We start from the raw sequence: 12,214 nt of genomic DNA, 5'->3' as shown, positions 1-12,214 counted from the left end.
TCAAAAAGAAAATGTTGTGAGAAATATACTGATTGCCCCTTTCGTTTTTTTGATTCGGGCATATCAGCTTTTTATTTCACCCTACACGCCCGCAACCTGCAGGTACTCCCCCACTTGTTCCGCTTATACCTTGGAAGCGTTGAAAAAACATGGTATTTTCAAAGGGGGTTGGCTTTCCATTAAACGTATCTTTAGCTGTAATCCTTGGGGTGGAAAAGGTTATGATCCCGTTCCTTAAGCCTACCTATGACCTTTGGTTTAAAACCATACTCCGGCGTAATCCTTGGAACAAACTAGCTTTTAAGCGCATGGAATCTACTCCAGCCGCAAGGTATTGGGGCAAATGCATATCCTTTATTATTCCAGTTACCTACCACCAGTGCGCTGATTAACACCCAAGCCTAAAAACTACTTGAATCTTATGCCCTGCTACCAACTGCAAACTATGTCCTCTTAAAAATCACTTTGTAAAAATAAAGCCTGTCTTCCGGCTAATTCTATATCTTAGCCAAAAATAGTTTTTATGCATTTTTTAGGTTTTAATTGGAATCCCGATGGCACCCTTTTTGAACTTGGCTTTCTACAGATCAAATACTACAACCTGCTTTGGATTTTAGCCTTTGTCGCTGGTCTATTTATCATGAAAAAGATTTTTACCAGGGAGAACAAGTCCATGGAAAAGCTGGACTCCTTGTTTATGTACTGTGTAATTTCCATCATGTTGGGAGCGCGTCTGGGACATGTCATCTTTTACCAATCAGAACTCATTACCCAAGATCCATTATCCATACTATTGCCCATACGTACCGTTCCTGAATTTGAATTTACGGGGTTTACGGGGCTTGCCAGCCATGGTGCCACCATTGCGGCTTTTCTTGCGCTCTATCTTTTTTCTAGAAAATATAAGGACATGAAGTTTTTATGGCTGCTGGACAGGGTAGCCGTGGTGAGTTCCATTGGTACCGCTTTTGTTAGGCTCGGAAATTTTTTCAACTCTGAAATCAATGGAAAAATTGTGGACAAATCTTTTGCCTTAGCCACGCGGTTTATACGTGATTCCGATGATATGCCCTCGTATAAGGCCATACAGCTAACCAAAGAAAAAACAGCAAGCGCTGCATATAAGGCCATTGAAACAAAACCAGAGTTTGCTTCCATTCTTGAGAGTATCCCGTACAGGCACCCTGCACAGCTGTACGAAGCGTTCTTGTACTTTATCTTATTTGGCTTGCTTTATTTTACCTACTGGAAAACGGACAAACGGAATAAATCTGGATTCTTGTTCGGTTTATTTATGGTTGGACTATGGACCTCCCGCTTTGTGGTGGAATATTTTAAAAAGAGCCAGGGAGGATTTGAAGACACTTGGGGCACTTTTACCACTGGACAGTGGCTAAGCCTTCCCATGATCCTAGTGGGGCTATACTTTATGTTCCGGCCTAGCTCCAACAAAACCTAAAGACATGAAAATAGGCACCTTTGTTTTGAGCTTTATCCTATTTGTTACCCTTGGCTGCAAAGAAACTCCCAAGCAGGAAATTAAAACGGAATCCATAGGTTTTAAAAAAGAAGGGGAACTCCAAATTTACCAAAGCGATAGTTTATTGGTGGATTTGGACATTGAGCTTGCAGAAACAGCATACGAAATCCAAACTGGTTTAATGTATCGAAGCTCCATGGAAAAAAAACAGGGAATGCTGTTTATTTTTGACGCTCCGGAACCACGTTCCTTTTACATGAAGAATACCGAAATTCCCTTGGATATTATCTACATCAGCGATTCCCTGCGCATTGTGAGCTTCCAAAAAAATGCAAAGCCTTTGGATGAAAAGGGGCTACCCTCTAAACAAGCAGCGCAATATGTACTGGAAATCAATGGTGGTCTGTCAGACTTATGGAACCTACAAATAGGGGATAGTATTTCCTATTCCAAGAATTAAATGTCACGCTATCTTTTAACTGGGGAAACCACGGAACGCCTCATCTTTAGAAACGTTAGGCCAGCAGATTTTGATCATTGGTTGCCCTTTTACCAAAATCCTGCATCTACCCAATACTGGACAGGTATCCCCAGTAACCCCAAATTGGCCTGCACCCAGCAATTTAAAGCTATCTTTAATAGATACGAAAAGAATCTCGGTGGACTTAACGCCCTGATCCACAAGAATACCAAAACATTGATTGGAATGTGTGGCCTACTTCTGCAAGTAGTAGATGATGTTGAAGAGCTTGAAATTGGGTATTCCATACTTCCAACATATTGGCGTAATGGCTATGCCCTTGAGGCCGCACAAAAATGCAAAAGGTTTGCTTTTGGAAACCAACTAGGCAAAACCCTTATTTCCATTATCCATGTAGACAATATTCCCTCGCAAAAAGTAGCACTTAAAAATGGGATGGAAATAGAGAAAACCACAACCTATAAATCCAATCCGGTTGAAATTTGGCGTGTGGGATGCCAGTAACCCAATGTTGAATCTCAAATAGTTGGTATCTTTAACATACATCCTACACTTTTTTATTTTAATGGCCACATTACCCCAAATTACTATTTATAGACCGCTAGAAACCTCACCAGATGATTGGGTAGCATCCCTCATGGCAAAAAATCCCCCCGAGGGTTTCCATTTTCTCCACCAAAAGAAAGGATGTGTGTTCTCCATGGCAACACTGGATAAATATATTGATAACGAGGAGCGTTACGGAATTCAACCGTTGGAGACCCCAAACGATCAGGCCCTAAAAACCATGAGCAGCGGAGAGCAAAAAAAAGCGCTGTTGACACACCTATTACAAATGGAACCGGATTTTATGGTATTGGTAGACCCTTATGATAATTTAGACACCATAAGTACAGAAAGACTTAAACGTTATTTTCATGAGCTTTCCAAGACCATGATATTAATACAAATCATCAGCCGTATTACAGCCGCATTCCACTTTAGTACTCAATTTTATGCATTTCACCATACGCTACTGCAGCCGTTTACATCGGTACAGGAGCTACATCACTACGTATTATCTACTAAAAACATCCAAGCAATTACGATACCTGACCCTTTATTTAGTCCTAAAACCCTAGGTGAGGAGCTGGTATCCTTCCATAAAGTATCCGTAAGTTTTGGCAACAAAAAAGTGCTGCATCAGGTAGACTGGACCGTAAAACATGGTGAATTCTGGCATCTGGTTGGGCCAAACGGTAGCGGGAAATCAACGTTGCTACAGATGATTACCGGAGACAGTACCAAAGCGTATGGCCAAGAGATATATCTGTTTAACAAACAAAAAGGCACAGGTGAAAGTGTTTGGGAGATTAAAAAGCATTTAGGGTACTTTACCGCGTCCATGACCACCACGTTTAGGGGCTATGACAATCTTATCCATATGCTCATTGCGGGTCTGCACGATGCCATTGGCCTTTACGTAAAACCGACTGAAACAGAAATACGGCTAGCCATGTCTTGGCTAAGAACCATTGGCCTATATCCTAAAAGAGAGCAACAATTTAGACAACTGAACGAGGGTGAAAAGCGTTTATTAATGACGGCTAGGGCAATGATAAAACACCCGCCTTTATTAATTTTGGATGAGCCGGCCATTGGCTTGGATGATAGGTATACAAAACTACTTGTGGACTTAATAAACACCTTCGCAGAAAAAAGCAAATCTGCCCTTATTTATGTTTCCCACAAACAAGAAAAGGGCTTAACCCCAAAATATAGGCTTACATTAACTCCAACACCGCAAGGCTCTAAAGCCAAAGTAGGTTAAGCAGCTAAAAACGTTAGATTAAAACCCTTAAACCGAGTGTTGGGGCTAACCATGCCATGGTTGTACCTAAGGCAAAAGTGCATCTATATCTAAAAGGATGCCATTGTTTTAATTGATGGTTTAAGTACTGAATCAATATGCTTAGAACCGGGTATTACCAATGCATCAAAAAGTTTCAATAATAAGCTTTATCCCTTCTGAGGACACAACTTTATAATTGTTAATACCCCATTCTTTAGGTGGTGGTTAGGCCATGACTATCCCAAGAACCTGATAATTCCAACTTCTACGGATGATATTATCAAGTCTGTAAAAAATACCAAAACAGCTTGTTTGTCAGCCTTAATAAAAAAGCCGTCCAATTTATTCTTGAACGGCTATTAGTAATTGAGTTAGTGTATGTGCTGTTATTCCTTGTCGGAACCTATTCTTTTCTTCAAGGAATCGAACATAATAGGGGTTGCAATGAACACAGATGAGTAGGTACCTACAAGCACGCCCACGATCATAGCGAACATGAAGCCTCGTAAAGATTCCCCACCAAAAACAAAGATGGCCAGTAATACGATCAAGGTGGTCAATGAGGTATTTAACGTTCTACTTAACGTACTGTTGAGGGCCTCATTCACGTTGTTTCCATTATTCCACCCTTTTAAACCTATGATTTCCCGGATACGGTCAAACACAACCACGGTATCATTTAATGAATATCCAATTACCGTAAGGATTGCTGCAATAAATGCTTGATCAATTTCCATGTTAAAGGGCATGATGGCACCTGTCAAAGAGAAGATACCCAAGACGATCAGTACATCGTGGAATACCGCCATTACGGCACCTAGGGAAAACTGCCATTTTCTAAATCGGAAAAGGATATACAAGAAAACCACGGCCAATGAACCTAATATGGCCAAAAAGGCATTCTTTTTAATATCATCCGCAATGGTAGGACCTACCTTTACGGACTGCATGATGCCAATGGCCTTATCTGATGCACCCACCGTAAAATCTTCAAAAGAAGTTCCGTCTGGCAAATACTTTAACAAAGCATTGTACAATTTGTCTTGGATTTCCGCATCAACCTCAATCCCTTCAACATCTACCTTGTAAGGCGTGGTAATCTTTATTTGATTAGCGTCCCCAAAGGTCTTTACATTGGTTCCACTGCCAAAAACCGTATTCAACTCCGATGCAATTTCTGAAGGACTTACCGCCTGTTCAAAACGAACCTGGTAAGAACGCCCCCCTACAAAGTCAACCCCTTGTTGCAATCCTGTGGTAAACAAGGAGACAACACCGACGGTAACCAATATTCCTGAAATGACATAGGCAATTTTGCGTTTTCCCAAAAAGTTTATGTTCATGTTCTTGAACAAGCCTTTTGTTGCAGCTGTAGAGAATTGCAAGTCCCTACCCTTTTTAGAAATGTACCAGTCTACCAACAGTCTGGTAATGAAGATAGCGGTAAACAATGAGGTAACGATACCTATCAATAAAGTGGTTGCGAAACCTTTGATGGGTCCTGACCCAAAAATAAACAGAATTATCGCTGTAAGACCTGTGGTAATGTTAGCATCTAAAATAGAGGACAGTGCATTGCTAAAACCATCTGCCACCGCTTGGGCCTTACCTTTACCTCTATCTAATTCTTCCTTGATTCTTTCAAAAATAAGGACATTGGCATCTACGGACATACCTATGGTCAAAACGATACCGGCAATACCGGGCAGGGTCAATACCGCACCCAAACTTGTAAGTACCCCAAAAATCAGGATAATGTTCAACACCAAGGCAATATCTGCAAAAGCACCTGCCTTACCGTAGTAAAAAATCATCCAGACCAAAACAAAGGCCATAGCAATCATAAAAGACATAAAGCCACTATCAATAGCTTCTTGGCCCAATGATGGCCCCACCACCTCTGATTGGATGATTTCTGCCGATGCGGGAAGTTTACCTGCACGTAGTACGTTGGCAATATCTTTAGTCTCGTTTATGGTAAAGGATCCTGTAATTTCAGAACGGCCTCCAGAGATTGGTCCTGTTGAAACGCCAGGTGCGGTGTACACTTTATTGTCCAAGACAATGGCAATCCCAGTTTGGTTATTGAAGGCATCACCGGTCAACTTTTCCCAAAGTTTGGCACCGCGGGTGTTCATGGTCATGCTTACCGCAGGTTTATTAAACTGATCAAACACGTCTTGTGCATCGGAAACGACATCACCGCTAATTCTCGGTGTATTGTCCCTATTGGATTTAAGGGCATACAACTCTGCGACTTCTGCATCCTTTGGTGGTTTTTCAAAAGCAAATTTGGTAAACTGCACATCCGCGGGCAACAGTCTTCTAATCTCAGGCATTTTTAAATATGCGCCAACCTCCGCAGTATCTGTTACCGCAACAACGGCAATTGCGTTACTTCCGGGTGAAGCCGGAATAATTTTTCCCAATAATGGATTGGACTGTGGTGCTGTATCAATAGAATCTTGGGCTACATCGGAAAGTAAGGAATCTATCTCGGACTCTGGCTTTGTTTCCACTTCAGCCTCTTCTTCCGGCTCCAATATTTCCTTTAGCTTTTCATTGGCATCAAAGAAAAATCTTCCTAGACTTTGGTTGCTTTGGGGATAGGTTTCCCAGAATTCCAATTGTGCGGTGCTGGACAACAACTCTTGTGCCCTTGCTACGTCCTTGGCACCGGGGAGCTCTACCAAAATACGGCCAGAATTCCCCTCACGCTGAATGTTGGGCTGGGTGACCCCAAAACCGTCTATACGCTTTCTTAATACCTCAAAGGCGGAGACGATGGACTCATCTATTTTTGTACGGATAATGGGTTTCACCTGGTCATCAGTCATTTGGAAGTTAATGACATCACTCAGCCCCTTGTTCGCAAAAATATCAGGTGAGGCCAGTTTGGTATCGCCCTTTATCGCATCAAAAGCATCAAAGAAAAGATTTAAATAGGTCTCATCACTGCTTTTAGAAGCCTCCTCTGCATCTGCCAATGCCTTATTAAAAACAGGGTTTTTGGTGTTGTTGGCCAGTCCTTTTAAAATATCCTTTACAGAAATCTGTAAGGTAACGTTGATACCTCCCTTTAGGTCAAGCCCCTTGTTCAGTTCCTTGGTTTTTGCATCCTCATAGCTGGTATATCCTAAGATAGGATTGCCTCCAATGGAATCAAGATAAGAAGCTTCTAAAGCTTCTCTTTTGGCCACATAATCTTCCTCGGCCTCGCTTATTTGGGTGATGGCAAACTTTTCTGCGTCACTTTCTACTTTAGCGGTAATGAACGTGTAGGAAAGTTGATAAATGCTCACCAAACCAAACAGCAGTGCAAAAAGCTTTATAAGTCCTTTATTTTGCATGGATTACAGTATTTTTCTTAAACAGCGTGCAAATATATCATTTCAAATAAGATTTGCCAATCTATTTGGTCTAATTATCCATGGTACGCGCTTAAAATAAAAAACCACCGTCACCATTTCCTTGATGGCACCTCCTCTTCACAGAGGCAACATCCAAAATAGGGACAGTGGGTATAAACTTCTAAGTGCTCTTACAGTTCCAGTAAACCGTTGGTCTTGGAAACCCCTTCCGCACTTTCTTTAAGTTTGGCCTTTTCGGCATCGCTGAGTTCAATTTCCACGATACGTTCAATTCCGTTTTTGCCCAAGACTACGGGAACACCAATACAAAGATCGGAAAGGCCATACTCCCCTTCCAACAAGGTAGAGCAAGGATAGATTTTCTTTAAGTCACAAGCAATGGCCTGCACCAGACCGGACACTGCGGCCCCCGGGGCATACCAAGCACTGGTTCCCAACAATTTGGTAAGGGTGGCACCACCTACCTTGGTGTCTTCCACTACCTGTTGCATACGTTCCTCACTCAAAAACTCAGAAACCTTTACACTGTTCCTTGCGGCATGGCCAATCAATGGCACCATACCTTTATCACTGTGGCCGCCAATCACCATACCATCAACATCCGAAATTGGGGCACCCAAAGCCTCTGCCAAACGGTATTTAAAACGTGCAGAATCCAACGCTCCGCCCATACCAATGATTCTGTGTTTTGGAAGGTTGGTGGATTTATGGACCAAATACGTCATGGTATCCATGGGGTTGCTCACCACAATAATGATGGTATTTGGTGAATGTTCTATCAAATTCTTTGAAACCGTTTTTACAATTCCAGCGTTGATGCCTATAAGTTCCTCACGCGTCATCCCAGGTTTTCTGGGGATGCCAGAGGTAATTACTGCAATATCGCTATGGGCAGTTTTTGAATAATCATTGGTGCTCCCAGTTATTTTTGTATCAAAACCGTTCAAAGAAGCAGTCTGCATTAAATCCATGGCCTTGCCCTCTGCATAGCCCTCTTTGATATCCAACAATACCACTTCTGAGGCAAAGTTTTTTATAGCGATATATTCCGCACAACTTGCACCTACAGCTCCGGCTCCTACTACTGTTACTTTCATATTATCCTTAATTTATCAGTTTTAATTAAATCCGCTCAAAAATAGGGATTTTTTACCCCAATGTTTTATGAAAAATATCATGTTCTGAGCCAACATTTTATTAGTGCCGCCACAAGGTTTTAATGTGATTGGGCTGGTCCTATTATCTTAGGCAATTCTTACCTCTTATTCTGGATGATACGGCCCTTGGGTTTTCTTGAATGAAGTTCTGGGATTTGTGGTCCCTTCTGCATTAAATGTTAAAGAAAAGGGACGTTCAACGAAGTTCCTCGATACCTTATGCCATACATCGAATAATTACAATCTTTCCTTTTTTACCAACGTTATCCTTATCCCAAATCGAGTTTAAAATAACCTACTTATGAAAAAGCTATTATCCTTAATGGCGGTCATGGTATTGATTGCGGTGAGCAACTGCACCCAAATACCAGAAAACAACGATCCAATCTTAGGCATATGGTCTAAACTTCCAACCTCCATCATTGAGAAACAAGAGAACATAGAACGGGAAGAATGGATTTTTAATGATGTGTATCTTGGCCGGTACAGGAGGTATTCCCAACAACAGGTTTCTTTGGAAACCGACTTTAAATGGTCTAAGGAAGATGGATTGTACACCTTGGATTACACTGCACCAGAAATGCCAGTACACCTTGTAAAATTAAACAGGGATGGAACTCCCGAAAAACTCGAGGAAGTCACCGGGGCTATCTTTGCCATACGTGAATAATCTTTTTTTATCCGTCTTAATTACTAATGAGTTTTGCCTAGAAACGGTTTTGCATGCATTTTATAGCAACAAAAAAGCCATGAAACTAAACAAACTCATGGCTTTTTTTGATGTTGGAATATCCTCCTATTTTATCTAAAACCAAAATTTACACCTGCTGTAAGAGTGTTGAACTCTCCCATATTATAGTCTACATTGATTCTAAAAAAGCCCAATTTTAATTTAGTGCCCAAGGTAGCCACAACGCCATTGACATCATTGACCAAAGAAAAAGGATCCGTATAGGTTTGTTGAAATGGGCCAGATGTTACTCTATAGGTTCCCAAAACATCAATATTGGAAGTTCCGGTAACATAGCCCAAAGCCCCGTAAAAATTAATCACCGGGATGTTTCTTGTGGACACTACAGCACTAAAATTCCATGTATTAAAGTTGGTTTCCAACCGCTGGTTCTCTCCGTCAACCACATTGGTATCATTAAGGTTAAAATCCCCCGTTAGAGAGGTATAGCCAACAACAGCGGAGATGGCCACGGGCAGCAGTTTGTCTGCCGGAAGCAATTTTGTGAAATCATACTGAAGCCCGGCCCCTAAAAGACCAATGGCAACATCATCATTTTTAACTTTAGGCAGAAAACGGGCTTTTACCTCCAAGCCTTTAAACAATCCAACACTACCTTGGATAAACCCGGACGGCACAAAATCAATACCCTCTGCCGATAGCCCTGCTGGAAGCTCAAACGGTTCACTGAATAAACCATTGCTATCCTCTACAAGAATTTCTACGCCCTCAATATCGCCAAGGGCAGTGGATACTTGTTTGGATTGACTACCATCGGAAAACCTAATATTCTCATAATCGGCAACATTCAGGGTAAAGCTTCTTTTATCCTCTTTATTCTTAAACCCTGTGAAGTTACCAATGACGGATATTTCAAACCCGCCCAGTGGTTTAGCGTCCGCACTGTTATACCATCCACTGGACAGCCCATAAATTACCGCTTCCGTTGCCGGTGCCGTATATGCATTGGCAAAGCGTTCTGCATCATTTAGACCGGATGTCAATAAATCACCTAGGTTTTGTGCACTTACGCTTAGTGTTGTCACCAACAATACTGCGCTAAAAATAGTTTTCATGATTTTCTCTGTTTCATCCAAAACTAAAAAACTCGCCTTTTAAGGGCGAGTTTTTGTTGTGAAATTGTCATTATCAATAGGTTAACCTACACATCAATGTTGGCATAGACTGCATTCTTCTCTATGAACTCCCGTCTTGGTGGTACCTCATCGCCCATCAACATGGAGAAAATACGGTCAGATTCCGTTGCATTGTCAATGGTCACTTGGCGCAGGGTGCGGAATTCAGGATTCATGGTGGTATCCCATAACTGTTCCGCATTCATCTCCCCCAAACCTTTATATCGTTGAATACCAGCGGCCCCTCCCATGGACTCTACAATCGCATCCCGCTCTTCATCATTCCATGCATATCTTTTTTTGGCTCCCTTTTTAACCAGATAGAGCGGTGGAGTGGCAATATACACATGTCCCCCTTCAATGAGCTCCCGCATGTATCGGAAGAAAAACGTCAAAATCAAGGTTTCAATATGGCTTCCATCCACATCGGCATCACACATGATCACTACCTTGTGATAGCGTAATTTTTCCAAATTCAAGGCCTTACTGTCCTCCTCGGTCCCAATTGTGACGCCCAAGGCAGTATAGATATTCTTAATCTCTTCATTTTCAAAAACCTTGTGCTGCATGGCCTTCTCTACATTCAGTATTTTTCCGCGCAGTGGCAAAATGGCCTGAAAATTACGATCACGCCCTTGTTTTGCCGTACCGCCTGCCGAGTCACCCTCCACCAAGAACACCTCACATTTGGTAGGATCCTGTTCCGAACAGTCCGACAATTTCCCAGGTAGGCCGCCTACGCTCATGGGGTTCTTACGTTGCACCATTTCACGCGCTTTGGCAGCAGCATGCCTCGCCTGTGCCGCCAGTTTCACTTTTTCCACAATCTGCTTGGCATCATCTGGATGTTCTTCCAGATAATCACTCAACATCTCTGACACGGCCTGGCTTACGGCACTGGTGACCTCGCGGTTCCCTAATTTGGTCTTAGTCTGCCCTTCAAACTGCGGCTCAGCTACTTTTACGGATACTATGGCCGTTAATCCTTCCCTAAAATCATCTCCCGCAATCTCAAACTTTAACTTGTCCAATAAACCGGAATTATCGGCATATTTCTTTAAGGTACTGGTCAATCCCCTTCTAAAACCGGATAGATGGGTACCTCCCTCGTGGGTGTTGATATTATTCACATACGAATGTAAATTCTCTGAATACCCTGTATTGTAAATCATGGCTACCTCTACGGGTATCCCATTTTTCTCCCCTTCCATGGCGATGACCGACTGGATAAGTGGATCACGGGTCTCATCCAAGAACCTAATAAACTCTTTTAAGCCTTCCTCTGAGTGGAAGGTTTCGCCCACAAATTCACCTTTATCATCCTTGTTCCTTCTATCGGTTAGGGTGATGGTGATTCCTTTGTTCAAATAGGCCAACTCCCGCATTCTGTTGGCCAAGGTTTCATAATTGTATTCTTGGGTCTGGGTAAAAATGACATCATCTGGCGTAAAGGTGACCAATGTTCCGTTTTCTTTGCTTTCACCAACGCTTTTTACGGGATACTGGGCCTTACCGCGCACATATTCCTGCTCCCAGATCTTACCTTCACGAAAAACAGTGGCCTTTAAGTGGCTGGATAGGGCATTTACACAGGAAACCCCTACACCATGGAGTCCTCCGGATACTTTGTAAGAATCTTTATCAAACTTACCCCCGGCACCAATTTTGGTCATGACCACCTCTAGGGCAGAAACACCTTCTTTTTGGTGCATGCCCACCGGAATACCCCTACCGTTATCACGCACGGTGATGGAGTTATTTTCATTTATAATAACGTCTATCGCATCGCAATAGCCACCCATGGCCTCATCAATGGAATTATCTACCACCTCATACACCAAATGGTGCAATCCCCTGACCCCAACATCACCAATATACATGGAAGGACGCATCCTCACATGTTCCATACCTTCAAGGGCTTGGATACTGTCTGCGGAATACTGATTTTTCTTTGCTTCTTCGCTCATAGTTTTTGACTAGGTTACCTTGAAAATTTCAAATCTTACAAATATAACCAAAAGCCAATAG

10 protein-coding genes are annotated in these 12,214 nt (G+C 42.3%); 6 read left to right on the top strand and 4 right to left on the bottom strand.

Going from position 1 to position 12,214, the window contains the following annotated elements:
- The first annotated feature begins 16 nt into the window (after positions 1-16).
- From yidD to I595_RS14260, 5 genes are all read left to right on the top strand, one after another.
- Positions 17-238, top strand: a complete 222-nt coding sequence (yidD, locus tag I595_RS17215; protein WP_083467618.1) for a membrane protein insertion efficiency factor YidD — start codon at positions 17-19, stop codon at positions 236-238.
- A gap of 285 nt (positions 239-523) precedes the next feature.
- Positions 524-1,459 carry a prolipoprotein diacylglyceryl transferase gene (lgt, locus tag I595_RS14275; protein WP_054560130.1) on the top strand — a complete coding sequence of 312 codons (936 nt, stop codon included), beginning with the start codon at positions 524-526 and terminating at the stop codon, positions 1,457-1,459.
- A 4-nt stretch (positions 1,460-1,463) separates the two neighbouring features.
- A complete protein-coding gene (locus I595_RS14270) occupies positions 1,464-1,940 on the top strand; it encodes a DUF192 domain-containing protein (RefSeq protein ID WP_054560129.1) in 477 nt (158 codons plus the stop codon).
- Entirely contained in the window at positions 1,941-2,465 is a 525-nt protein-coding gene (locus tag I595_RS14265; protein ID WP_054560128.1) for a GNAT family N-acetyltransferase, read from the top strand.
- A gap of 61 nt (positions 2,466-2,526) precedes the next feature.
- Positions 2,527-3,771 (top strand): ATP-binding cassette domain-containing protein, encoded by a 1,245-nt coding sequence (locus I595_RS14260; protein ID WP_054560127.1) that lies wholly within the window; start codon positions 2,527-2,529, stop codon positions 3,769-3,771.
- A gap of 407 nt (positions 3,772-4,178) precedes the next feature.
- Here the strand turns inward: I595_RS14260 and secDF are convergent, their stop codons facing one another.
- Both secDF and mdh read right to left on the bottom strand, forming a co-directional pair.
- Complete coding sequence (secDF, locus tag I595_RS14255) at positions 4,179-7,142, bottom strand: protein translocase subunit SecDF (RefSeq protein WP_054560126.1); 2,964 nt, start codon at positions 7,140-7,142, stop codon at positions 4,179-4,181.
- A gap of 191 nt (positions 7,143-7,333) precedes the next feature.
- Positions 7,334-8,260 (bottom strand): malate dehydrogenase, encoded by a 927-nt coding sequence (gene mdh, locus I595_RS14250; RefSeq protein WP_054560125.1) that lies wholly within the window; start codon positions 8,258-8,260, stop codon positions 7,334-7,336.
- Positions 8,261-8,621: 361 nt separating this feature from the next.
- Here mdh and I595_RS14245 point away from each other — a divergent pair, with 361 nt between their 5' ends.
- Positions 8,622-8,990 (top strand): hypothetical protein, encoded by a 369-nt coding sequence (locus I595_RS14245; protein WP_054560124.1) that lies wholly within the window; start codon positions 8,622-8,624, stop codon positions 8,988-8,990.
- 131 nt (positions 8,991-9,121) lie between these two features.
- Here the strand turns inward: I595_RS14245 and I595_RS14240 are convergent, their stop codons facing one another.
- Positions 9,122-10,126 carry a DUF6588 family protein gene (locus tag I595_RS14240; RefSeq protein ID WP_054560123.1) on the bottom strand — a complete coding sequence of 335 codons (1,005 nt, stop codon included), beginning with the start codon at positions 10,124-10,126 and terminating at the stop codon, positions 9,122-9,124.
- Positions 10,127-10,212: 86 nt separating this feature from the next.
- The gene (gyrB, locus tag I595_RS14235) at positions 10,213-12,153 is read right to left on the bottom strand and encodes a DNA topoisomerase (ATP-hydrolyzing) subunit B (RefSeq protein ID WP_054560122.1); all 1,941 of its coding nucleotides are present in this window, start codon (positions 12,151-12,153) and stop codon (positions 10,213-10,215) included.
- Positions 12,154-12,214 lie beyond the last annotated feature (61 nt).

Origin of the sequence: Croceitalea dokdonensis DOKDO 023, assembly GCF_001306415.1 — a bacterium.
GTDB classification, from domain to species: domain Bacteria; phylum Bacteroidota; class Bacteroidia; order Flavobacteriales; family Flavobacteriaceae; genus Croceitalea; species Croceitalea dokdonensis.
The sequence above is the reverse complement of the archived record's forward strand: the minus strand, read 5'-3'. Positions and strand labels throughout refer to the sequence as shown.